Annotated in this window: 22 protein-coding genes; 9 read left to right on the forward strand and 13 right to left on the reverse strand. The window is 64.2% G+C overall.

Annotated features, from left to right (window positions below; all coding sequences use genetic code 11):
• The gene (gene glpK, locus CCK87_RS05625; protein WP_086460503.1) at positions 1–1,515 is read right to left on the reverse strand and encodes a glycerol kinase GlpK; all 1,515 of its coding nucleotides are present in this window, start codon (positions 1,513–1,515) and stop codon (positions 1–3) included.
• A 79-nt stretch (positions 1,516–1,594) separates the two neighbouring features.
• Positions 1,595–2,404, reverse strand: coding sequence for an MIP/aquaporin family protein (locus CCK87_RS05630; RefSeq protein ID WP_086460504.1), 810 nt, complete (start codon positions 2,402–2,404; stop codon positions 1,595–1,597).
• Positions 2,405–2,590: 186 nt separating this feature from the next.
• On the opposite strand from CCK87_RS05630, the gene dhaK reads away from it, so the two are divergent.
• The 5 genes from dhaK to uvrA all read left to right on the forward strand — a co-directional run bounded on the left by dhaK (position 2,591) and on the right by uvrA (position 8,607).
• Positions 2,591–3,592 carry a dihydroxyacetone kinase subunit DhaK gene (gene dhaK, locus CCK87_RS05635; RefSeq protein ID WP_086460505.1) on the forward strand — a complete coding sequence of 334 codons (1,002 nt, stop codon included), beginning with the start codon at positions 2,591–2,593 and terminating at the stop codon, positions 3,590–3,592.
• 4 nt (positions 3,593–3,596) lie between these two features.
• Entirely contained in the window at positions 3,597–4,235 is a 639-nt protein-coding gene (gene dhaL / locus CCK87_RS05640) for a dihydroxyacetone kinase subunit DhaL (RefSeq protein WP_086460506.1), read from the forward strand.
• A 1-nt stretch (position 4,236) separates the two neighbouring features.
• Positions 4,237–4,941 carry a dihydroxyacetone kinase phosphoryl donor subunit DhaM gene (gene dhaM / locus CCK87_RS05645; protein WP_249273740.1) on the forward strand — a complete coding sequence of 235 codons (705 nt, stop codon included), beginning with the start codon at positions 4,237–4,239 and terminating at the stop codon, positions 4,939–4,941.
• A gap of 219 nt (positions 4,942–5,160) precedes the next feature.
• Positions 5,161–5,670, forward strand: coding sequence for a CarD family transcriptional regulator (locus CCK87_RS05650; RefSeq protein ID WP_170927168.1), 510 nt, complete (start codon positions 5,161–5,163; stop codon positions 5,668–5,670).
• 3 nt (positions 5,671–5,673) lie between these two features.
• A complete protein-coding gene (gene uvrA / locus CCK87_RS05655) occupies positions 5,674–8,607 on the forward strand; it encodes an excinuclease ABC subunit UvrA (RefSeq protein ID WP_086460508.1) in 2,934 nt (977 codons plus the stop codon).
• A 236-nt stretch (positions 8,608–8,843) separates the two neighbouring features.
• On the opposite strand, the gene CCK87_RS05660 is transcribed toward uvrA, so the two are convergent.
• Genes CCK87_RS05660 through CCK87_RS05670 form a run of 3 tightly spaced genes read right to left on the reverse strand, consistent with a single transcriptional unit; the run spans position 8,844 to position 12,449 of the window.
• Positions 8,844–11,201: an excinuclease ABC subunit UvrA gene (locus CCK87_RS05660; RefSeq protein ID WP_086460509.1), complete on the reverse strand. Its 2,358-nt coding sequence runs from the start codon at positions 11,199–11,201 to the stop codon at positions 8,844–8,846.
• Between the two features lie 21 nt (positions 11,202–11,222).
• Positions 11,223–11,678 (reverse strand): NUDIX domain-containing protein, encoded by a 456-nt coding sequence (locus CCK87_RS05665; protein ID WP_170927169.1) that lies wholly within the window; start codon positions 11,676–11,678, stop codon positions 11,223–11,225.
• A gap of 30 nt (positions 11,679–11,708) precedes the next feature.
• A complete protein-coding gene (locus CCK87_RS05670) occupies positions 11,709–12,449 on the reverse strand; it encodes an SDR family oxidoreductase (protein ID WP_086460511.1) in 741 nt (246 codons plus the stop codon).
• Positions 12,450–12,588: 139 nt separating this feature from the next.
• Here CCK87_RS05670 and CCK87_RS05675 point away from each other — a divergent pair, with 139 nt between their 5' ends.
• The 4 genes from CCK87_RS05675 to CCK87_RS05690 all read left to right on the forward strand — a co-directional run bounded on the left by CCK87_RS05675 (position 12,589) and on the right by CCK87_RS05690 (position 15,230).
• A complete protein-coding gene (locus tag CCK87_RS05675; RefSeq protein ID WP_086460512.1) occupies positions 12,589–13,062 on the forward strand; it encodes an NfeD family protein in 474 nt (157 codons plus the stop codon).
• Between the two features lie 17 nt (positions 13,063–13,079).
• The gene (locus tag CCK87_RS05680; protein ID WP_086460513.1) at positions 13,080–13,979 is read left to right on the forward strand and encodes an SPFH domain-containing protein; all 900 of its coding nucleotides are present in this window, start codon (positions 13,080–13,082) and stop codon (positions 13,977–13,979) included.
• Between the two features lie 28 nt (positions 13,980–14,007).
• Positions 14,008–14,763 carry a glycerophosphodiester phosphodiesterase family protein gene (locus CCK87_RS05685; RefSeq protein ID WP_249273741.1) on the forward strand — a complete coding sequence of 252 codons (756 nt, stop codon included), beginning with the start codon at positions 14,008–14,010 and terminating at the stop codon, positions 14,761–14,763.
• Between the two features lie 104 nt (positions 14,764–14,867).
• Positions 14,868–15,230, forward strand: a complete 363-nt coding sequence (locus CCK87_RS05690) for an RNA polymerase-binding protein RbpA (protein WP_085486257.1) — start codon at positions 14,868–14,870, stop codon at positions 15,228–15,230.
• 36 nt (positions 15,231–15,266) lie between these two features.
• On the opposite strand, the gene lnt is transcribed toward CCK87_RS05690, so the two are convergent.
• From lnt to CCK87_RS05730, 8 genes are all read right to left on the reverse strand, one after another.
• Positions 15,267–16,829 carry an apolipoprotein N-acyltransferase gene (lnt, locus tag CCK87_RS05695; protein ID WP_249273742.1) on the reverse strand — a complete coding sequence of 521 codons (1,563 nt, stop codon included), beginning with the start codon at positions 16,827–16,829 and terminating at the stop codon, positions 15,267–15,269.
• A gap of 5 nt (positions 16,830–16,834) precedes the next feature.
• A complete protein-coding gene (locus CCK87_RS05700; RefSeq protein ID WP_086460515.1) occupies positions 16,835–19,291 on the reverse strand; it encodes a DEAD/DEAH box helicase in 2,457 nt (818 codons plus the stop codon).
• Positions 19,291–20,043, reverse strand: coding sequence for a twin-arginine translocase subunit TatC (tatC, locus tag CCK87_RS05705; protein WP_086460516.1), 753 nt, complete (start codon positions 20,041–20,043; stop codon positions 19,291–19,293). Before tatC ends, CCK87_RS05700 begins: the two co-directional genes overlap by 1 nt.
• Before the next feature lie 47 nt (positions 20,044–20,090).
• Positions 20,091–20,354 (reverse strand): Sec-independent protein translocase subunit TatA, encoded by a 264-nt coding sequence (tatA, locus tag CCK87_RS05710; protein ID WP_086460517.1) that lies wholly within the window; start codon positions 20,352–20,354, stop codon positions 20,091–20,093.
• Positions 20,344–20,688, reverse strand: coding sequence for a hypothetical protein (locus tag CCK87_RS05715; protein WP_086460518.1), 345 nt, complete (start codon positions 20,686–20,688; stop codon positions 20,344–20,346). Before CCK87_RS05715 ends, tatA begins: the two co-directional genes overlap by 11 nt.
• Before the next feature lie 9 nt (positions 20,689–20,697).
• Complete coding sequence (locus tag CCK87_RS05720) at positions 20,698–21,717, reverse strand: WYL domain-containing protein (protein WP_086460519.1); 1,020 nt, start codon at positions 21,715–21,717, stop codon at positions 20,698–20,700.
• The gene (locus tag CCK87_RS05725; protein ID WP_249273743.1) at positions 21,714–22,721 is read right to left on the reverse strand and encodes a WYL domain-containing protein; all 1,008 of its coding nucleotides are present in this window, start codon (positions 22,719–22,721) and stop codon (positions 21,714–21,716) included. The genes CCK87_RS05720 and CCK87_RS05725 overlap by 4 nt, the downstream gene beginning before the upstream one ends.
• A gap of 86 nt (positions 22,722–22,807) precedes the next feature.
• Positions 22,808–23,749 carry an FKBP-type peptidyl-prolyl cis-trans isomerase gene (locus tag CCK87_RS05730; RefSeq protein ID WP_140162772.1) on the reverse strand — a complete coding sequence of 314 codons (942 nt, stop codon included), beginning with the start codon at positions 23,747–23,749 and terminating at the stop codon, positions 22,808–22,810.
• Between the last annotated feature and the right edge of the window lie 16 nt (positions 23,750–23,765).

A 23,765-nucleotide genomic window follows, 5' to 3' on the forward strand; every position in this document is an offset into this window, starting at 1 on the left:
TCACTGGGTGTCTTCGTCGACCCAGTCGAGGGTCTTCGTGACGGCCTTCTTCCAGTTGCGAAGCAGGCGCTCGCGCTCGGCATCGTCCATGCTGGGCGTCCAGCGCTTGTCCTCCTGCCAGTTCGAGCGGAGCTCATCGAGAGTCGACCAGAAGCCCACGGCGAGGCCGGCAGCGTAGGCAGCTCCGAGAGCGGTGGTCTCGGCAACGACCGGGCGTACGACCGGTACGTCGAGGATGTCGGCCTGGAATTGCATCAGGCGGTCATTGGCCGATGCCCCGCCGTCGACCTTGAGTTCGGTCAGGGGAACTCCCGAGTCGGCGTTGACCGCGTCGAGAACCTCGCGGGTCTGGAACGCGATGGCCTCGATTGCGGCGCGGGCGATGTGGCCCTTGTTCACGTATCGGGTGAGTCCGACCAGCGCGCCACGGGCATCCGATCGCCAGTGCGGTGCGAACAGACCCGAGAACGCCGGCACGAAGTAGGCGCCACCGTTGTCGTCGACGGTGTCGGCCAGGGCCTCCACCTCGGGCGCCGACGAGATGATGCCGAGGTTGTCGCGAAGCCACTGGATGAGCGAGCCGGTGACGGCGATGGAGCCCTCGAGAGCGTAGTGGGTCTCTCCGTCGCCGAGCTTGTAGCCGATGGTGGTGAGCAGGCCGTTCTCGCTCTTGACGATGTCGGTGCCGGTGTTGAAGATGAGGAAGTTGCCGGTGCCGTAGGTGTTCTTGGCCTCGCCCTTGTCGAACGCCGCCTGGCCGAACGTGGCGGCCTGCTGGTCGCCCAGGATTCCGGCCACCGGAACCTCGCGAAGCAGGCTCGAGTCGTGGACGAGCCCATAGGTCTCCGAGGAGCTCTTCACCTCGGGCAGCATCGACTTCGGCACGTTGAAGACGGCGAGGATATCGTCGTCCCACTCGAGCGTCTCGAGGTTCAAAAAGAGGGTGCGGCTCGCGTTCGTGACATCGGTGATGTGCACGCCGCCGTCGACCCCGCCTGTCAGGTTCCAGGTGACCCAGCTGTCGGTCGTACCGAACAACAGGTCGCCGGCTTCGGCACGCTCACGTGCGCCCTCGACGTTCTCGAGGATCCAGACGATCTTCGTTCCGGCGAAGTACGTCGACAGGGGGAGGCCGACGGTGTCTTTGAACCGGTCGACGCCTCCGTCTGCGGCGAAGCGATCGACGATCTCCTGGGTGCGGGTGTCCTGCCAGACGATGGCGTTGTAGACGGGCTCGCCGGTGTTCTTGTCCCAGACCACCGCTGTCTCACGCTGGTTCGTGATGCCCACGGCCTTGATGTTGTGGCGAGTGATGTTGGCCTTGGACAGGGCCTGTCCGATGACCTCACGTGTGTTGTCCCAGATCTCTTTGGGGTTGTGCTCGACCCAGCCCGCCTTGGGGAAGATCTGCTCGTGCTCGAGCTGGCCCGTCGAGACGATCGAGCCCGAGTGGTCGAAGACGATCGCTCTGGTGCTGGTGGTGCCCTGGTCGATGGCCAGGATGTAGTCCGTCATGTCTAACTCCTTCGTTAAGTTCTGCGGTCCGGTGCAAAGAGCGGGCCCGGTCACCATGGTGGCCGGGCCCGCTGGGAATTCACGTGATGATCGGTAGGAGCGGGACGGCGGCGAGGCCGGCGAGGACGCCTCCGATGATCGGTCCGACGACCGGGACCCAGGAGTACGACCAGTCGGATGCGCCCTTGCCCTTGATCGGCAGCAGGGCGTGCGCGATGCGCGGGCCGAGGTCACGGGCCGGGTTGATGGCGTAGCCGGTCGGGCCACCGAGGGATGCGCCGATCGCGATCACGAGGATCGCCACCGGAAGAGCGCCCAGCGCCGCGAGACCGCCGCCCGGTTCCTGCCGACCGAAACCGATCACCACGAACACGAGGACGAAGGTGCCGATGATCTCGGTGACCAGGTTCCAGGCGTAGGAGCGGATGGCGGGACCTGTGGAGAACACGCCGAGCTTGTTGGCCGCGTCGGGTTCCTCGTCGAAGTGCTGCTTGTAGGCCAGCCACACGAATACGGCGCCGATGATGGCACCCAACAGCTGGGCGGCGATGTAGGTGAGGATCGACACGATGTTCACCGGAACACCCGAGCCGAACTCCGTCGCGCCGTTCGCGACGAGGCCGAGGGTGACGGCCGGGTTCAGGTGCGCGCCGCTGTTGTACGAGACGATCACACCTGAGAAGACCGCGAAGCCCCAGCCGATGTTGACCATCAGGAATCCGCCGTTGAAGCCCTTGTTCTTCACCAGGGCCACGTTGGCGACGACTCCACAGCCGAGCAGAACGAGTAGGGCGGTGCCTACCAGCTCCGCAAGAAATACAACCCCGAGATTGTCCACATTGACCTTCTTTCGTGTGACTCCGTCGTCACCTTGTGCAGAGCCCGACATCAAGCGGGTGACTACACCATATCCGCAGGAATCCGAGGCGCATATGGTGCGACGCGCAAAAGTCGAGACTCTTTCGCCGAACTCGGCCGAGCAAGTAGATTTGGCACTGCGAGCTCCGCTCCCGCGCAGCTCCCTGGTCGCAGAGACGCGCCCAGGTCGCACGGCCATCACAGAGGATTGCCATCCATGAAGAAGCTCATCAATGACCCGCGTCGCGTGGTCGAAGAAGCAGTCGCCGGATTCGAAGCAGCCCACGGCGACCTGGTCGCCGTGTCGCACGACCCGATCTATATCACCCGCAAGGATGCCCCACGGCAGGGCAAGGTAGCCCTCGTCAGCGGCGGAGGCAGCGGTCATGAACCGCTGCATGGCGGATTCGTCGGATTCGGCATGCTCGACGCCGCGGTGCCGGGACCCGTGTTCACCTCGCCGACGCCCGATCCGATTCTCGCGGCGACAAAGGCCGTCGACGGGGGAGCGGGTGTCCTGCATATCGTCAAGAACTACACGGGTGACGTGCTCAACTTCGAGACAGCGGCCGACCTCGCGGCAGCCGACGGCATCGATGTGCAGACAGTGATCGTCGATGACGATGTAGCCGTCAAGGACTCGCTCTACACGGCTGGACGCCGCGGAGTCGCAGGAACCGTGCTCGTCGAGAAGATCGCGGGCGCGGCCGCTGAGCGGGGCGACGACCTCGCGGCAGTCGCGGCGATCGCGACTCGAGTCAATTCCGTGACCCGCTCCATGGGCGTCGCCCTGACACCGTGTGTCGTTCCGCATGCGGGCGAGCCGAGCTTCGTACTTGCCGATGACGAGATCGAAATCGGCATCGGAATCCACGGTGAGCCTGGCCGCGAGCGAATCAAGATCGAGCCGGCCGACGCGATCGTCGATCGGATTCTCGCGCCGATCCTCGACGACCTGCCATTCGCGTCGGGCGATAAGGTGCTGCTCTTCGTCAACGGCCTGGGCGGTACGCCGCAGGTCGAGCTCTATATCGTGTTCAGACGCGCAGCCGAGGCTCTCGCAGAGCGCGGCATCACGGTGTCGCGCACCCTGGTCGGCAATTTCGTCACGTCACTGGAAATGCAGGGCATGAGCATCACTGTGATGAAGCTCGACGACGAACTGGAGCAGCTATGGGACGCGCCGGTCGACACAGCCGCTCTGCGGTGGGGAAGGTAGGAGCATGACGTTGAACACGGACTGGGCTGTTCGCTGGATCAAGGGAAGTGCGGCAGTGGTCTCGGAGCATCGGGTCGAACTGATCACGCTCGACCGCGAGATCGGAGACGGCGACCACGGTGAGAATCTCGATCGCGGCTTCTCGGCCGTTCTGCCGAAGCTCGACGATCTGCCGACCGACGCGTCGCCGGGCGATGCCCTGAAGCTTGTCGCGACGACGCTGATCTCGACGGTGGGCGGCGCGGCCGGGCCTCTCTACGGCACGGCGTACCTGAAGGCGGCCGGCGCGGTCGCGGGTCAGGCCGAGCTCGACGGCGCTGCGCTCGTTGCCATGCTCACGGCGGCCCGAGACGGCATCGTGCTTCGCGGCAAGGCCGAAGCAGGCGACAAGACGATGGTAGATGCGTGGACGCCGGCCGTCGACGCAGCAGCTAAGGGTTTGGCTGCCGGATTGGACGAGGCCGCCATCCTGGATGCTGCGGCGTCGGCCGCCGAGGCCGGCGCCCGTGCGACGGAACCGCTCGTCGCCCGTAAGGGTCGGGCGAGCTATCTGGGGGAGAGGGCGATCGGACACCGCGATCCCGGGGCGCAGTCCTCGGCTCTGCTGCTCCGTGTCGCCGCAGACGCAGCGGCGGGCGCCTGAGGTGACGGGAGTCTCCGGCAAGGTCGGCCTCGTCTTCGTCTCGCACAGCGCGAAGATCGCCGAGGGTCTCGTCGAGTTGGCGGCTCAGATGGCCGCAGGAACGGCGCTTGCAGCGGCCGGCGGAACCGATGACGGGGGAGTCGGCACGAGTTTCGACCGTGTCGCCGCGGCGATCGCCGCTGTCGATTCAGGCGTCGGTGTCGTCGTCCTGTGCGACTTGGGTTCGGCGATCCTGACGGCCGAGACCGCCAAAGACTTCCTCGACGACGCTGTCCGTGAGCGGGTCGTCATCGTGGATGCGCCGCTCGTCGAGGGCGCTGTCGCTGCGGCGGTCGAGGCGGAGGGCGGGGGAGACATGGCCGCGGTCGTCTCGGCCGCCCGCTCCGCGATCGGCGCGTTCGCAACCGAGGATAAAACGTCGCTCGATGGAGGAGCCGCTGGGCCGCCCGAGGGCTACTCGCGCAGCGTGACGATCGTGAATCGAGACGGTCTGCACGCGCGCCCGGCGGCTGAGTTCGTGAAGTTGGCGAACACTCTGGACGCACCCGTGACGGTGAACGGCAAAGACGCCAGGAGCCTTCTGGGCATCATGTCGATGGGGCTCGTCAAGGGCAGCACGGTCGAGTTGGTCACGCCATCGGTTGACGGGCAGCCAGCAGTCGACTCGCTGGCCGAACTCATCGAGTCGGGCTTCGGGGAGAGCTGACGCGACCGAATCTCTTCGAGTTTTTTCGACATTCGCGGTGCGCAAAACGAGAATTCGCACGATACAATCGGGCTGCTAGATCTCGCAGGATCCGCTCGTCGTCGCCCGATGTGATGCCGATGGATTCCGTGCCGTGTGCTCCTGCTTCAGCACCGTTGCCGACCCTCGCCCTTGATGGTGAAGGTTGTCGAGTGGGCATCGCATCAAGCGGAAGCGCGCATGCAGTTCACAATAGGTCAAACCGTCGTCCACCCCTATCACGGCCTGATGGAGGTGACGTCGATCCGTGAGCGGCACGTGCGCGGCGAGGCCCGTGACTACGTCCAGTTCTTTTCGGAGAGACACGGCCTGAGTCTGGCAGTCCCCGTCGACGACCTCGACAAGGTGTCGATCAGGCCTGTCTCGTCCACCGAGCAGATCGAGGCTCTCCTGGCCCTTCTTCGCGCGCCCACCGAGATGTTTGAGGGCGGGTGGTCGCGTCGTTTGAAGGGCTACCAGGAGCGCTTGTCGGGCGGGCGAATCATCGATACGTGTTGGGTTGCGCGTCAGATCATGCGAGATGGGCATAAGGCTCCTGCTTCCGCGGAGGGCCGACTTCTTCGTGACATCCTGGTTACGCTCTCGACCGAATTCAGTCTCGCGCTCGACGTCGATCGCGACGAAGCGGCGGAGATGATCCGTACAGCCGTTCTCGGTGACCTTCACGCTGAGCTGTCACAGGCGAGCTGATCAGTGTCGACCATCAAAGTCAGGGGGGCCAGAGCCCACAATCTGCGAGATGTCGATGTGGATATTCCGAGGGGATCTCTCACGGTCTTCTCTGGATTGTCGGGTTCGGGGAAGTCATCACTCGCGTTCGACACCATCTTCGCGGAGGGGCAACGCCGCTATGTCGAGTCCTTGTCCTCGTACGCGCGGATGTTTCTCGACCAAGTCGACCGGCCCGACGTCGATCTGATCGAAGGCCTCAGTCCCGCCGTGTCGATCGATCAGAAAACGACCAGCCGAAACCCGCGTTCCACCGTTGGGACGATCACCGAGATCTATGACTACCTGCGGCTGCTGTGGGCGCGCGCGGGGATTCCCCACTGCCCGACGTGCGGTGAGGTCGTCGGCAGCCAGACAGTGCAGCAGATCGCTGACCAGCTGATGGAACTGGATGACGGCACGAGGTTTCAGATTCTGGCCCCCGTGGTGACCGCCCGGAAGGGAGAGTTCGTCGATCTGTTCGCCGAACTCACCCAATCCGGTTATTCGCGCGCCGTCATCGACGGGGATCTCGTGCAGCTCTCTGAGCAGCCGAAACTTCGCAAGCAGATCAAGCACGACATCGCCGTGGTGGTCGACCGGATGATTGCCGGCCGAGACATGCTCTCCCGTCTCACAGACTCTCTTGAAACAGCCTTGCGCCTCGCCGACGGGAACGTGCTCATCGACTTCGTGGGCGTCGAGGGGTCGGCGGGGGAACGACTTTTCTCTGAGCGGATGTCGTGCCCACAGCAGCACCCGGTACAGCTGACAGAGCAGGAGCCTCGTACGTTCTCGTTCAACGCACCGTTCGGTGCCTGCTCGGCCTGCACAGGCCTCGGTTCGCGGCTTGCGGTCGACACATACCTGATCCTCGGGGATCCTGTGCTCAGTATTGCCGAGGGTGTGATTCTGCCGTGGGCCCAGAGTGGGGGACCATCCAGTCGCTACTTCCACCAGTTGCTGACAGCTGTGGCCGATGATCTCGACTTCTCGCTGGAAACACCCTGGAGGGAACTCAGCGAGGAAGTACAGCAGGCGGTGCTGAACGGTAATGACTTCGAGGTGACGGTTCAATACAAGAACCGGTGGGGTCGGCAGGTGCAGTATTCGACCGGTTTCGAAGGGGTCGTGCCCTACATCGAGCGCAAGCATGCTGAGGCGGAATCGGACGCCGCACGGGATCGACACGGCCGCTACCTTCGTGAGGTTCCCTGCTCGGTATGCCAAGGGCGCCGTCTCAAACCGGAAGTATTGGCGGTCACCGTCAGCGGTCTCTCCATCGCCGACGCAACCGAGCTGAGCATCGAGAAGGCGGCGACGTTCTTCATGTCGCTGGAACTGACCAGCCAACAGGCTGACATTGCCGTCGCCATCGTACGAGAAATATCCGCTCGCCTGGAGTTCCTGCTGTCGGTCGGATTGTCCTACCTGAGCCTCTCCCGCGGCTCCGGAACCCTCTCCGGTGGGGAAGCGCAGCGAATTCGACTCGATACCCAGGTCGGGTCTGGTCTCACCGGCGTGCTCTACGTCCTCGATGAGCCGTCGATCGGGTTGCACCAGCGTGATAATGCTCGCCTCATAGAGACGCTGAAACGGTTGCAGCGACTCGGGAACACGCTCATCGTGGTCGAACACGACGAGGACACCCTTCGGACGGCGGATTGGATCGTCGATATAGGTCCCGGCGCGGGTACCGAAGGGGGCAGAGTCGTCTACTCCGGCCCCGTTCCCGGTCTCTTGGACGTGTCCGATTCGATCACGGCCGACTATCTCGCGGGACGCCGCTCCATTCCGGTTCCTGCCCGGCGTCGGCCGATCGACGAGCACCGGATACTGAGGATTGAAGGTGCTCGAGAACACACCCTCAAGAACCTCTCTGTAAACCTGCCTCTGGGGGTCCTGACGGCGGTGACCGGGGTGTCCGGATCCGGGAAGTCGACTCTGATCAACGACATCCTGTACAAGACTCTCGCCAACAAGCTCAACCACGCCCAACACGCCCCTGGCCGACACACCCGCATCACCGGGCTCGAACACCTCGACAAGGTCGTCCACGTCGACCAAGCGCCGATCGGACGAACGCCGCGCTCCAACCCGGCCACCTACACAGGGGTCTTCGACAGGATCAGGCAGCTGTTCGCCGACACGCCCGAGGCGAAGATACGTGGCTACCAAGCGGGACGATTCTCATTCAACATCAAGGGTGGCAGGTGCGAGGCGTGCAAGGGCGACGGCACGATCACCATCGAGATGAATTTCCTGCCCGATGTGCACGTCGACTGCGAGGTCTGCCAGGGCACGCGCTACAACCGCGACACTCTTCACGTTCACTACAAAGGCAGGAGCATTGCAGAGGTCCTCCGGATGCCCATCGTTGAAGCTGCGGAGTTCTTCGGGGCGTTCACGATCATCTCCCGCTATCTCGATGCACTCGTAGGCGTGGGCTTGGGCTACGTGCAGCTGGGGCAGGCAGCCACCACTCTGAGCGGGGGAGAGACGCAACGGGTGAAACTCGCCACCGAACTGCAGCGACGAACCCGTGGCCGCAACATCTACATTCTCGACGAACCAACCACCGGACTACACTTCGACGACGTTCGCCGACTCGTCGACGTCATCGACAAGCTTGTTGACCAAGGCAACACCGTGGTGGTCATCGAGCACAACCTCGACGTCATCAAGCGTGCCGACTGGGTCATCGATCTCGGACCCGAAGGCGGTGACGCGGGAGGAACAGTCGTCGCAACCGGAACGCCCGAGCAGATCACCACGACGCCATCCTGGACCGGTCAGTACCTGGTCCCTCTGATCGCCACCGAGAAACAAAAAGTGAACGAGAGTCGGCGGTCTCCGGCTATGGCGTCCCGTGGAGATCAGGGACGTCATCCAGAGATGAGTGCAGTTGACTTGACATAATGTGCATTATCGGCTTTACGCCGGGCTGGGCGAAGTGGGGTCTTCGAGGCGCAATCGCCCCCAGTGCGTGATTACACCGATGCGATGCAGAATGGATGGCTGGCGAGCGCAACCGCTACGCGCGAGGCCCTGTCGTCAGCGCCCGCACAGCGCAACGGGTGCGTGCGGCCGCGCCACCGGCATCCGGATGCCGGTAGGCGCGACGCATGAATCTGTTGACATAATAAATAGGCACGTCAGGGCGCATCGACGTATCTCGCCAGGTATTCGCCGGTGAGCGTCGAGCGTGCCGACACCAGCTCTGCCGGAGTGCCTTCGAAGACGACATGGCCGCCGTCGTGGCCCGCGCCAGGCCCGATATCGATGATCCAGTCCGCATGAGCCATCACTGCCTGGTGATGCTCGATGACGATCACGGACTTTCCGGAGTCGACGAGACGGTCGAGTAAGCCGAGCAACTGCTCGACATCAGCGAGGTGAAGACCCGTCGTGGGCTCGTCGAGGATGTAGACGCCACCCTGCTCGGCCATGTGGGTCGCGAGCTTGAGTCGCTGACGCTCTCCTCCCGACAGGGTGTTCAACGGTTGCCCGAGGCGGACGTACCCCAGGCCGACATCGGTGAGTCTCGCCAGGACGGCCTGGGCCGCCGGCGTGCGCGACTGACCCGTCGAGAAATACTCCAGGGCCTCATCGACGCTCATCGCGAGAACCTCGCTGATGTCGCGTCCCGCCAGCCGGTAGTCGAGAACCGACGCGTCGAACCGGCGACCCTGGCACACTTCGCACGTCGTCGTGACCGATGCCATCATGCCGAGATCCGTCACGATCACTCCTGACCCGGTGCAATTCGGGCACGCGCCCTCGGAGTTCGCGCTGAACAGTGCTGGCTTCACGCCGTTGGCCTTGGCGAATGCCTTCCGTATCGGCTCGAGAAGCGCTGTGTAGGTCGCGGGATTGCTGCGCCTCGAGCCTCGGATCGCCGTCTGGTCGACGGAGACCACGCCGTCGCGCCCGGCGATCGATCCATGGATGAGGGAGCTCTTGCCCGAGCCGGCCACTCCGGTGATCACCGTGAGGACGCCGGTAGGAATGTCGACGTCGACGTCGCGGAGGTTGTGCGTGTGTGCGCCGCGGATCTCGAGCACGCCGGAACGGTGACGTACGGCCTGCTTGACCACATGTCGGTCATCGAGATGGGTACCCGTCAGGGTTCCGCTCCCCCGCAGTCCGTCGACGGTTCCTTCGAAACAGACGGTTCCGCCGGCGGTTCCGGCACGGGGACCCAGGTCGACTATGTGGTCGGCGATGTCGATCGTTTCGGGCTTGTGCTCGACGACGAGAACCGTGTTGCCCTTGTCTCGCAGCTGGAGGAGCAAGCGATTCATGCTCTGGATGTCGTGGGGATGCAGTCCGATCGTCGGTTCGTCGAAGACGTACGTGACATCGGTCAACGACGATCCCAGGTGGCGGATCATCTTGGTGCGCTGGGCCTCGCCGCCAGAGAGCGTTCCGGATGGGCGGTCGAGGGAGAGATATCCGAGGCCGATCTCGACGAACGAGTCGAGCGACTGCTGCAGGGCCGTCAACAGTGGAGCGACAGACGGCTCATTGATGGTGCGCACCCACTGGGCGAGATCGCTGATCTGCATCGCGCAAGCATCCGCGATGCTGACACCGCCGATACGCGACGAGCGGGCGCCGAGGTTGAGACGCGTCCCGTCGCACTCCGGGCAGACCGTGAAAGTGACCGCCCGGTCGACGAACGCGCGGACGTGCGGCTGCATCGCCTCACGATCCTTCGACAGGAACGCCTTCTGCACCTTCGGAACGAGACCCTCGTAGGTCATGTTGATATCGCCGATCTTCACCTTCGTCGGCTCGTGATACAGAAAGTCGTCGAGTTCTTTTTTCGAGTAGTCGCGGATGGGTTTGTCGGCGTCGAGAAAGCCCGAACCGGTGAAGATGCGCACGCCCCATCCGTCCGCGGTATAGCCCGGGATGGTGAGCGCCCCCTCGGCCAGTGACTTCGAGGAATCGTAGAGCTGCGCGAGGTCGATGTCATTCACGCGGCCCATGCCCTCGCAGCGAGGACACATTCCCCCGGTGACCGCGAAGCTGCGGCGCTCTTTGACCTCGCGTCCGCCCTTCTCCATCGTCACGGCGCCGGCTCCGCTGATCGAGGGCACATTGAAGGCGAAGGCCTGCGGCGGTCCGAGATGCGGCTGCCCGAGCCGCGAGAAGACGATCCGCAGCATCGCGTTGGCATCGGTCGCGGTTCCGACCGTCGATCGGGAATTCGCGCCCATGCGCTCCTGATCGACGATGATCGCCGTCGTCACTCCCTCGAGCACGTCGACGTCGGGACGAGCGAGCGTGGGCATGAGCCCCTGGAGAAAAGCGCTGTAGGTCTCGTTGATCATGCGCTGCGACTCCGCAGCCACGGTGCCGAAGACCAGAGAGCTCTTGCCAGACCCCGACACACCGGTGAAGACGGTCAGGCGGCGCTTCGGGATATCGACGTCGATGTTCTTGAGATTGTTCTCCCGCGCCCCTCGCACTCGTATGCGGTCGTGGTTATCGGCGGCCAGGCTCATGATCGTCTCCGGTGTGCGGTATCAGCAGCTGGACAACTGACCGCGGAACAGCCTGGCGAGATTCTCAGGCTCAACGGGCTCGGTCGTCGTCTCGAGTTCGCGCAGGCTCCACCAGCGTTGATCGACGATGTCGACGAGTTCCTCGGGCGTCCAGTTGCTCGTATCGATCTCGAATCGATCGGTGCGCACGGAGTACCAGACCTCGTGATGAGATGCCCAGACTCCCGGCGCTCGTTCGGCGACGAAGTCATGGCTCCAGAAGGGCGGCCCCGGATCGTCGATGACGAGGCCGGTCTCTTCGAAGAGTTCTCTGATCGCGGCCGTCGGGTGATCCTCTCCGACCTCGAGATGGCCCCCGGTCGTGAGCCAGCGCGCCGGGTAGGTGTCGACGTCATGCCGGGTCAGCAGGAGCAGAACGTGGTCGTACTGGTCGACGAGCAGTACCCGCGACTTCGCATAGACGACATCTGTCGTCACCGCGTGCTCACCCATGCTGCCCGGCCCGAATCAGTCGACGGGGGCGAAGTCGCTGATGTCGCCGACGTAGCGCGTGTGGTTCTCCGGAATCGGCTCGACAGCGGCGAGTGCGACCTCGGCTGCGAATTCGCCGACGTTGTAGAGGCGGCCTGCGGACTCTTTGCGCGAGCTGATCGCGCCCGGGTTGGCTCGTTCGAGCAGCGTCGCGGTGATGGTTCCCTCGATCATGTCGCCGGAGACCACGACGAACTCGATTCCCTTCTCGTCGAGCTCGGGAACGAGGGCACGCAGTGCGTCCTCGCCTGCTCGCTTCGACAGGGCCACGGGCACGTACTCGGGCATCGTCTCTGTGGTGTGAATGAAGTGCGCCTGGTGACTCGTGACGAAGACGACTCTCGAGCCGGGCGCCAGAAGGGGCACCGCGTTCGTCAAGACGTTCACCTGGGCATCGCGGTTCAGCGTCATCGCATAATCGGCGGCCATGCCGCCCTCCATGCCGCCCGATGCGTTCAACACCAGCACGTCGAGACCGCCGAACTCAGACTGGATGCGCTCGAACAGTTGCGCGACCGACGCGGGGTCGGTGAGGTCTGCGCCGACCGTGATCGCCTCTCCCCCGTCTTCGGCGATCTTCGCGGCCAACTTGAGCGCGCGAGACTCCTTGTTGCGGAAGTTGATGGCCACTCGAGCGCCGGCAGCGGCGAAGTACGAGACAGTGTCAGCGCCGATTCCGCGCGATGAACCGGTGACGAGAACCCGCTTCGTGGCCATGGATTCGGGTTTCAGGGGGGTTGTTGACACGCTCGATACTCCTTAGACGGTGGAACCCGAGACTACCAACTCACGGGCCTCCTCTCCTCTCGTTGCTGGTAGTTTTAAGGCATACACCGACGAGAGGAGTCGTGTACCGATGGTCGAATTTCTGGCGTCTTACGCCTGGACGATCTGGCTGGCCCTGGTGCTGGTCTTCCTCATCGTGGAGATGTTCAGTCTCGAGTTCACGTTCCTCATGATCTCGCTGGGCAGTCTCGGTGGTCTCGTCTCGAGCCTTGTGGGCGTTCCCTGGCTGCTGCAGATCGTGATCGCCGCCGTGCTCTCCGTGCTTCTGATCTTCACGATCAGACCGCCGCTTCTGCGCGCCCTTCGCCGGGGCGGGGATTCGGCCAAGAGCAATGTGGATGCGCTGATCGGCCTCGAGGGCGTCGTCACGACGCGGCTCACGGGGTCTGGCGGACACGTGAAGCTCTCGAATGGCGACGTCTGGACGGCGCGCGTATCTCCCTTGACCGACTCGGCCGATGTCGAACTCGGTCGACGGGTGCTCGTCACCGCGATCGACGGAGCGACGGCGTTCGTCGTTCCCACAGAAAGGACAGCCCTGTGAACAACTCGGATTCCGGGATGGTGGGCCAGATCGTCGTGATTGCGATCGTCGCCGTCATTGTGATCTTCGTGCTCGTGATTCTCGCCCGCTCGATTCGCATCATTCCGCAGGCCACCGCGGGGGTTGTCGAGAGGTTGGGCGCGTACCACAAGACGCTCGAACCAGGGCTCCGCGTTCTGGTGCCGTTCATCGACCGTCTCCGCCCGCTCATCGATCTTCGCGAGCAGGTCGTCTCCTTCCCGCCGCAGCCCGTGATCACCGAAGACAACCTGGTCGTGTCGATCGATACGGTGGTGTTCTTCCAGGTCACCGATGCTCGCGCGGCAACCTACGAAATCGCCAACTATCTGGGCGCGGTCGAGCAGCTTGCAACCACGACGTTGCGCAACGTCGTCGGTGGGCTCAACCTCGAACAGGCTCTGACCAGCCGCGACGAGATCAATGGTCAACTACGCATCGTCTTAGATGAGGCCACCGGCAAGTGGGGCATCAGGGTCGGCCGAGTCGAGCTCAAAGCCATCGATCCCCCGCTCTCCATTCAGGATTCGATGGAGAAACAGATGCGGGCCGAGCGGGAGCGTCGCGCCGTTATTCTCACGGCCGAGGGCACCAAGCAGTCGGCAATCCTCGAGGCGGAGGGGCATCGACAGGGTGAGATCCTGAGAGCGGAGGGCGACGCCCAGGCTGCCGTGCTGCGAGCCAAGGGTGAGGCGGAGGCCATCACCACGGTCTTCGGCGCCATCCACCAGGGCGAGCCGGATCAACTCCTCCTGGCCTACCAATACCTTCAGACGCTGCCGAAGCTCGCGGAGGGGTCGGCGAACAAACTCTGGATCATCCCCAGCGAACTCACCGAGGCGCTCAAGGGAATCGGTCAAGCATTCGGCGACCGTGGTCCGACGCCGCCCCCGAAGTAACGACGGCGGCGCGTGGTTCTCCCCCGCCGTGCCCCGCATCCTTGCTCATCGTGGATTCGCTGTCGATGTTCCCGAAAACACCCTTGCCTCCTTTGAAGCCGCACAGAGGCTCGGAGTTCTCTATATAGAGACCGACGTTCATGTGTCCAAAGACGGCGTCGCCATGATTGCTCATGATCCGGGTTTGATCCGGGTCGCAGGCGTGGATTCCGCGGTGTGCGATCTGACAACCGAAGAGTTGCAGAAGATCGATCTAGGACTCGGTCATCGCATGCCTACTCTGCTCGAGGCCCTCACCGCCTTTCCTCTCACCCGATTCAATATCGACGTGAAGTCGAATGGTGCGGGAGCGGCCGTGGCCAGCGCTGTTCTCGAGGCCCAGGCCAGCGACCGGGTGTTGATCACCTCGTTCTCATCGAAGAGACGCAGGCAGGCCATCGATCTTCTCCCTCGAGTAGCGAGTTCGGCGAGTGCCGCACGTTTCGTCGTCATCCTGGCCCTCGCGAAGCTCGGACTCCTGGCGCTCTTTCCCCCTCTCGTCGGCGGCGTCGACGCGGTGCAGGTCCCGGCACGATACGGACGCCTCGCGATTGCAACCGTGAGAGTGATCAGGGCTCTTCATAACAGCGGAATCGAGATCCATATCTGGACCGTCAACGATCCTCAGGAGATGCAGCGCCTGCTCGCGTTGGGGGTCGATGGAATCGTGACCGATCGCGCGGACCTCGCCCTGGAACTCGTGCATCGCATCCAATCGCCGGATGGTGGACGCCGTCGGCTGTGACCCTGCTTACTCTCTGGGAGAGTTCTGGTAAAGCTCCGGCCGGGAAGAATTACCCCTGTTCTGGGGTTTATAACGGTGTAAGCAACGCGAGAAAGGACCACACAATGGCGGATCGCAGCTTGCGCGGAATGAGACTCGGAGGTCAAAGCCTCCAGACCGAAGAAGGCGTCGTCTTCTCCCCGCGCTTGACACACACGTATCACTGTTCCTCCTGCGGCAAGGACACCGACATGGTGTTCTCCGCGGAGGCCGAGGCTCCCGACACCTGGGAGTGCAAGTACTGCAGCATGGAAGCCACCCGCATGGTCGGGTCGGAGCCCGTGGTGGTCGAACACGCGGAGTCCAAGACGCCGCGTAGCCACTGGGACATGCTGCTCGAGCGACGCACCCGGGCAGAGCTGGAGGAGCTTCTCGAGGAGCGCCTGACCTACCTCCGCGCCCGTCGGGGCCAGAAGGTCAACGCCTAGTACCTCTCCCGGCACGATTCGGCGCCCCGGTCAGCATCAGCTGGCGCGGGGCGCTTTTCGTTGTGCCCGACGTGCTCCACGGCCCGCGTGAACGCAGAGAGCGAGCCCGGCGAATCCGAGACCGGAGACGAGCAATTCGATGCCCCCGCCCAGGAGTGTCGCCGGAGTGTTCTGCGTGGCCAACGGCACATCGGCGATCATCGCGCCCGCCTCGTAAGGGGCAATGGATGCGATCGTCGAGCCGTCGGGCGCCACGATGGCCGATGTGCCGACGGTCGAGATGTTCACGACGCTGCGGCCGGTCTCGACGGCCCGCAGGCGGGCGATGGCCAGCTGCTGCAGGTTCTCGTCGGTCTTGCCGAAATCGGCATTGTTCGTCTGAGCGAGGATCACCTGCGCGCCGTCATGCACCATGTCGCGCGCGACCGCATCGTCGGTGATGTCGAAGCAGATAGAGATTCCCGCGATCACACCGTTGACGTCGAAGACGGTGTCGGTCGTTCCCTTCGAGTAGTCGCGGGTGACGAGATCGACGAGGTCGGGCACGATCGCGCGGAAGAAGGCACGGGCTGGCATGTACTCGGCGAAGGGCACGGGGTGCCTCTTGTCGTAGTGGTCGACCGACCCCTGGCCTGCTTTCCAGAGCAGAGACGTGTTGTAGTACGTGTTCTGAGAGGGATTCGTGATCGTTCCCACGATGAACGGAGCGTTCATCTTCTCGCTGAGATAGTCCAGCTGCTTCGCGGCCAGCGTCGATCGCGCCGGGTCGAGGTCCGACCCGTTCTCGGGCCACACGACCATGTCGACTTTCTGATCGATGATCTTCAGCGTCTCGGCGGTCTGGTCGCTCAAGACGTCGCCGGCCGCTCTCTGCGAGAAGAGCGACGCATCGGTATTCCCCTGCACGGCAGCGATGCGCGACGATCCCTCGGTCGGCGCGTACCAGGCCGGTACCGCGAGGGTGGCGACGATGGCCGTCGCGGCCCAGAGAAGACGGGTCTTCGCGAGAACGTCCGTGGTGCGAACGAGCTCGACGATGAACGCCACGAGCCAGACCATGACGAACGAGACACCGGAGAACCCGATCCAGGCCACCAGCGACGCGTACGGGCTCTCGGACTGAGAGAAGACCACGCGGCCCCACGAGAAGCCGCCCTCGGGCCACACGGCGGTGATCGCCTCGCGGGCAGTCCAGAGCCCCGCGATGACGATCGGCAGCATCACCAGCCGGATGCGCGTGCCTGGCCAGACGCGCGAGGCGCGGCCGTAGACGACGCCGATCAGAGCGGTGCCCACGGCGAAGAAGAGAGCCTGGAGGATTGCGAGCGCAAGCCAGGGAATCGGGCCGAGATACAGCGTGAGCCAGAAGATGTGTACGCCCCAGAAGGAGAATCCTCCCACCAGCCCGATGAGCAACGCACCGAGTGCCTTGCGCCCGATGACCGAGATCAGGATCAGTGCGATACCCAGGAAGGTGACTGGCCAGAGCCCCTTGTCGGGGAACCCCGTATCGAGGGCCACTCCCCCGCTCGCGGCGGTGAGGATGGCCAGCCAGAAGGGCATCAGCGGGCGCACGGGGGCGCTGGAGTCAGCGATCACTGTTCTCACGCGACCGATGAATAGGCCACGATGCCGCGACGAATCAGGTCGAGAGCATCTCGAGCCGTGCGCGCGACGCGTGCATCAGGCTGTCCCTGCAACTGGTCGAGCAGATCGATGGTCTGCTTGGTCCAGCGAACGAAGTCGCCCGCCTGCATGTCCGCATCGGTCAGAACGTCATCGAGACGGGCTCCTCGTGCCCACTGATACATGGCGAGGCTGAGGCCAGTGGAGATGGGAGAACCTTCGGGAAGGCGGTGCCGGGCTTCGAGCTCCTGAATCGAGTCGAGGATGTGTCGCGTCGACTCGAGGGCGGCCCTGAACGCCCCTCGCGGCAGGAATCTATCGGCGAGGTCGTTCTCTTCGCGACGCGGCTCGTAGACCAGCGAGCAGGCCATGGCAGCGAGGCCCGCGGCATCCAGATCTTTCCACGCCTGGCGACGCAGGCACTCGGCGACGAGCAGGTCGCGCTCACCATAGATGCGCTTGAGGGTTCGCCCCGTCGACGTGAGCGTCATCTCTCCATCTGGCTGCGCGGTGAGGTAACCGAGCTCGACGAGAACATCGGTGACTCGGTCGAAGACCTTGGAGATCGCGCCTGTGCGTGTGTTGATCTGCTGAGCGAGACGGTCGGTGTCTTTCTTCAGGCGCCACCATCGTTCGGCCCACCTCGCGTGCTGCTCTCGATCCGGGCACGAGTGCACAGGGTGCACCTTGAGTCGACGACGGAGGTCGTTGATCTTCTTCGCCCGGGAGTCGCGCTCTGCCCGTGACTGGCTCTCGGCCTTTCCCGCTCCGGATCGCTCGAGATCGGTGATCTGGCGGCGAAGGGCCGCGTACTCGGCGAAATCACCCCTGTCGCAAGTCATCGAGCGCGCATACCCGGCAAGGGACTCCTCGTGTGAGCGGAGCTTGCGAGCGAGATCGACCACGGCCCTGTCGGCCTGGAACTGTGCGAATGACGACTCGAGGCTGTCTCGGGTGCGAGCACGACCGAACTGCTCGATCAGGTTGACCGCCATGTTGTAGGTGGGTCGGAAACTCGAGTTGAGCGGGTAGCTTCGTCTGGATGCGAGCGAGGCGATCGCCTGCGGGTCTAGTCCGTCGCGCCACTGGATGACGGAATGCCCCTCGACGTCGATTCCGCGCCGTCCAGCACGCCCCGTCAGCTGGGTGTACTCCCCCGGCGTGATCGGAACACGGGCTTCACCGTTGAACTTCTCGAGCTTCTCGAGCACGACCGTGCGGGCCGGCATGTTGATGCCGAGGGCCAGCGTCTCGGTGGCGAAGACCACCTTGACGAGCTTCTTCTGAAAGAGCTCTTCGACGACCTCCTTGAAGGCGGGGAGGAGTCCGGCGTGGTGCGCCGCGACCCCGCGCTGAAGACCCTCGAGCCACTCCCAGTAGCCGAGCACGGCCAGATCTTCATCGAGGATCGTGCGGCATCTCTCTTCGACGATGTCGCGGATCTCGTCGCGTTCGTCTGCGGTGGTGAGCCTGATGCCGGCTCGCAGCACCTGCTTGACCGCCTGATCGCATCCGATTCTGCTGAAGACGAAGAAGATCGCCGGCAGCAGGTTCTGACGGTCGAGCATGTCGATGACGTCGGGCCTGTCGGCGCGCTCCTGCGCGCCGCCCCCTCCGCGATGGTACGAACCGCCGCCGCGTCGGTCGCGCGATCCCCGTCGATTCGCGCTCTGCGGCATCGAGTTGCGAGCGATTCTCATCAGCTCGGGATTCACTCGATTGGTTGCCGCTTTTCCCGTCGCGTCGAACAGATCGATGAGCTTGCTGCGCACCAGGACGTGCTGGTCGAGAGGAACGGGGCGCTCCTCGGAGACGATCACCGACGTCTGCCCGCGGACCGCCTGCAGCCAGTCGCCGAATTCTTCGGCATTCGAGACCGTGGCGCTCAGCGAGACGAGCCGTACCTCGGACGACAGATGAATGATCACCTCTTCCCAGACCGCTCCGCGGAATCGGTCTGCGAGGTAGTGCACCTCGTCCATCACGACATACGCCAGGTCGGTGAGAAGATCCGAGTCGGCGTAGATCATGTTGCGGAGCACCTCGGTGGTCATGACCACGATCCGCGCCGATGCGTTGATGTTCGTGTCACCGGTGAGGAGCCCGACATTCTCGGCGCCGTATTCAGCCGTGAACTCGTGGAACTTCTGGTTGCTCAGCGCCTTGATCGGCGCCGTGTAGAAGACCTTCGCGCGTTTCTGCTGCATAGCGAGGAAGAGGGCGAACTCTGCGACGACGGTTTTTCCGGCGCCGGTCGGTGCGGCCACGAGAACACTGTCTCCGGCTTCGAGAGCGCCGCATGCCTCGATCTGGAACGTGTCGAGACCGAAGTCGACTCGCGCGGCGAACGCGTCGAGCAAGGGCTTTCCACCTCGCGCCCTGCTGCGCGCATAGCGCTCGGCCGGCGAGAGTCCAGTGGTGTCGGGTGCGGGCATCAGACGGCCAACTCGCTGTCGAGGCGATCCGCCGCGCGGGCGACGCGCCAGTCGTGGATCCACGCGACGCCGTACGCCGCGAAGAACAGAATGATCATCGGGATCGCCAGCAGGATCATCGCGGTCGGGTCGGCGGCGGGCGTCGCGATCGCGGTGAAGAGAACGATCGCGAGGATGGCGACGCGCCACGACTTGATGATCGACGACGCGCTGAGCACTCCCACGAAGTTGAGCAGAACGAGAAAGACCGGCAGGACGAAGGCGATGCCGACGGCCAGCACCAGCTTGAGGACGAAGTCGTAGTAGCCGCGGGCGGTGATCAGGTTCGTGTCTTCGGAGGGAGCGAAACCCGCAAGCAGGATGACGATGTGCGGCAGGACGTACCAGCCGGCCACGCATCCGGCCAGGAAGAGCGGAATCGATGCGCCGAGGAATCCGACGCTGTAGACCTTCTCCCGCCTGGTCAGACCGGGCACGAGGAAAGCCCAGATCTGATAGAGCCACACCGGCGACGACACCACGAAGCCGATCGTGAGGGCGATCTGCACCTTCAGGTCGAAGGCGCCGCCGATGTTGTCCCAGTTGATGCTGGCGACGCGCCCCTGTTGCTGACCTATCTCGGTGATCGGCCCCCGGATCGCATCCAGCACCAGATCCGAGAGGAACCACCCGGCGATGGCTCCGGCGACGACACCGATGGCCGCGATGAAGAGACGCTTGCGTAACTCAAGGAGATGCGCGCCGAGGGACATGCGCCCTTCGCTGTTGGCACGCCGCTTCGTTCGGGCGGCCACCGTGCCTAGGGCTTTGGCTTGGACTCAGGCGAAACGACGCTCGGCGCCTGATCGGCGAGAGGCGATGCCTGTGCAGAGGTGTCGGTCGTGCCCGTCGAGTCGGACGGCGACGAGTTCTCGTCTTTCATCGTCTTGACCTCGTTGCGGAAGATACGCATGGACTGACCAAGGCTTCGAGCAAGGCCCGGCAGCTTCGGTGCGCCGAAGAGAATGACAACGGCGATGAGAATGATGACGAGATGGGGCCACCCCAGTGCGTTACCGAACATCGGTCCATCCTTCCCAGGCTTGTGGTGCGGTGATCAGTCTACCCCGCTTCATTCGGGCCTCCCTGCGAACCTCCCGCATCGCGGCACGACGATCCTTCTCGCGGTCACGGCGATTCGCAACCGCCGAGTATCCGTCGAGGATCGCGTTCGGCGGCGTCTCCACCGTGAGGTCGTCCACGTTCTGCTGCAGCAGGTCGAGCTTCTCTGTGAGGCGCTCCAGCTCCTCGACCACGGCGACGCCCTTCTTGAAGAGACGCCAGCCGAAGAACACGAGTGTGCCGACCAGGAGGATCGCCAGCGCGAGCCAGATCAGAATCCACGACCACCAGTACATCGTGTCAGCCTACGCGTTCGCGATCGTCGTCTCGGAGGCGGGCGCCTCAGGGTACGACGCAAGTGCTTCGAGGGCCCACTGGCGTGCCGCCCGTCGGGCTTCGGGTGGGTCGACGACTCGGGCGACCCCAGCCAGACCTGCAACGAGGCGCGTGAGACCGTGGAAGTGCGCGACGCGCACGGACGCTCGACTCATGTCGCCGGAACGGGTCACGCGCGTGCCCTCGGGAACGAACTCGCCGAGCAGTCCGAGCGCCTCAGGGCGGAATTCCAGGACCACTGTCGTGTGCTCTCCCGAGGTGTCGAAGAGGGAGTCGGAGAGCTGCACATCAGACGGCCGATGATCGATGGCGAGGTCGGTGACGTGCAGCGCGTCGATGCGATCGAGTCTGAACGTTCGCACCGATCGCCTCGAGTGGCACCACGCACGCAGGTACCAGTCGTCGTTGTCGGAATCGAGTCGCAGCGGATCGACGCGTCGGCGCTCCGACTGCCCGCGCGAATCTCTGTAATCGAACTCCAGCTGCACTCCCCGAGACAGGGCATCTCCGACGCGGGCGAACGACTCGTTCGTCGCAGCCGGAGAGACGATCACTTGACTCGGCGTCTCCGATGCGCCCCGTGCGAGTTTGGCCGCCAGGCTCGAGTAGGCGGCCGAGTCGACGTTCTCGGGCAGGGACTGCAGGTACTGCAACCCGGCGATGAGCGCCGATGCCTCACGGGCCGAGAACCGAGGAGAGTCGTCGATGGCGACGAGTTGCGTGATGATGATCTCGTTCTGGTCGAACGCATCCCAGTCGATGTCGAAGAGATCGCCGTGCTGGTAGTTGCTGTCACTTCCCGGTACCCCGGACACGGCGATGAGAAGCACTGCCTCGCGAATCGTCTCCTCCGACACTCCGAAGTGGCGGGCGGCGTCGTGGACGCTCACCTGAGTCTGCTGGATCAGGTAGGGAACGAGGGAGAGAAGGAAGGTCAGCTTGTCCTGGGCATGGTGAAAGCCGCCGGACGTCGTCTGCTCGGCGCTCATACGGCATCCATCGTGTCTGTGTGGCTCGCGACGACAGCCCGCAGCCGCTCCCGGACCGCGTCGACGAGTGTCGGCGGCGAGATCACGACCGCCTCGGGGCCGAAGGCAGCGAGGTCGTCGGCCAGAAGGGCGAGGTCGGTGTAGTGCAACGAGATGGTTGCGTCGGGGTGCCGGATGCTGCCCCGCCGCTTCCCGAGGCGCGATTCGGCATCGGTTCCCGGCCGGACGGAGACCTGTGCGACCTGCGTGCGCCAGATCTCGTCGAGCTCGGCGAGCGCGTCGTCGCCGGCGGTCGACGACGCCGGACGCGGCGCAGCGGTGCGGGTGAGGACGACGGGTCCGACGATTCTCGACAGGAGGAATGTGCGCGGAGCGTCGGCCTGCTGGTCGATCGCCTGCAGGTACCAACGACCCTGGTGCTGCACGACGGCGGTCGGGGCGACGGTCCGCTCCCGAGCATTCTGTTCCCCCGGCTTGAGGTAGCTGAACCGAACGAGGACGCCCCTGTCGAGGGCATCGGTGAGCGGGGCGAAAGCGGCGTCTCGAGTGCGGATGCGCGGGGCGTATCCGATGAGCTGCTTGCTCCCCTCTGTTCCGAGCGAGCGCAGTTTGAGAAGCGCCCTGCGGGACTCGCCCGAGAGCGAGCCCTCGCGCCAGACCATGGCAGCGAGGTTGAGCAGGGTTGTCTCCTCCGGCGTGAACGTGATGTCAGACGGAAGGTCGTAATCGCCTTTGGCTATGCGGTAGCGCAGAGCCTGATTGTTACCCGGATCCGTCGGGGACTCGAGCGTCTCGAGGGGCACGCCCAGCTCACGGATATCGTCTTTGTCGCGTTCGAACTGGCGCTCGAGGCTCGAGTTGTCTCCGCCGGGCACGAACTTCTGTCTGTATCCCTGAACGGCTCCGAGGATCTCGGCCTTCGTCAGGCCGATCTCTGTGGAGACCAGAGCCAGCACGAGACTGAAGAGCCTCTCTTCGACTGCCACAGGCGCATCGGAATTCACTTAGCCTGCCTCTGGCGCTGCTGAGTAATCGTCGGGCACATGTCTCATTTTAGTCTGCCGGCGGGGGCGACAGCCCGTGGTGAACACTACTGAGCGGGCAGTTTACCGAGGATGTCGACGACGTAGACGACCGTCGAACCAGGCGCGACGGCCGGCTTGGTGCTGCCCGCATCGCCGAAGCCGTCAGCTGGGGGCACGACCACCAGAACCTGTGACCCGACCGTCTGGCCGATGAGGGCGGATCGCAGCCCGGGAACCACACCTCCCTGCTCGGGTGTGGCCTGACTCGACAGTGTGATGCCGGCTGCCGAACCATCCGCCCAGGTGGATTCGAAGGTGCTGTCTGCTCCCCAAATCACGCCTGTCTTCTGCACGATGAGCAGATCGCTGTCCGCGACGACGTCTCCCGAGCCCTTGATCAGGGTCGTCGAGCGCAACTCCGTGGGCGTCGGGCCGGATGCGAAGGTCAGGCCTGGACGACCGTCCGGGGCGGTCACCACGCTCGGAAAGCCTGCCTCGGCGGGCTCATTCGAGCCGCTCGCCCGTCCGGAGTAGACGCCCGTGATGTCGAAGACGAAGACGTTCGCGCTGCCGTCGGCGGCCTGGGCGTCGGGGAGCACAACGGCAATGCGCTCACCCGCTCGCGAGCAGGTGAGGCTGTCGACGATCTCTTTCGGCAAGGCTGGGCTGTCGTCGGTCAGCGTGGCCGAGAACTGCTTCGGCTGGGCCTGACCCTGGCCAGCCCCGCCGACGGCGGTATAGCTCGCGAGGACGACGGAGCCCTTCTCGGCCGCGGGACCGGAGCCCGGCTCGAGCACAGACCGCTCGGCGCGCTTCGCAAAGACGGGCGTCGGGAAATCGTACGTGGGAGTGGACGCGTCGCCCGAGACCGTCACGCTTTCCGAGGAGGATCCCGGATCCGTCGCAGGCGTGCAGTCACCCTCCGTGAGCGTTGCCGTGGTCGACGCGCAGGCCGACAGCCCGACGAGTAGACCCGCGGACAGAATGAGCGCGATCGACTTGCGCACGGATCCTCTTTTCAGT

This window comes from Agreia sp. VKM Ac-1783, assembly GCF_900177765.1.
Lineage (GTDB): Bacteria > Actinomycetota > Actinomycetes > Actinomycetales > Microbacteriaceae > Agreia.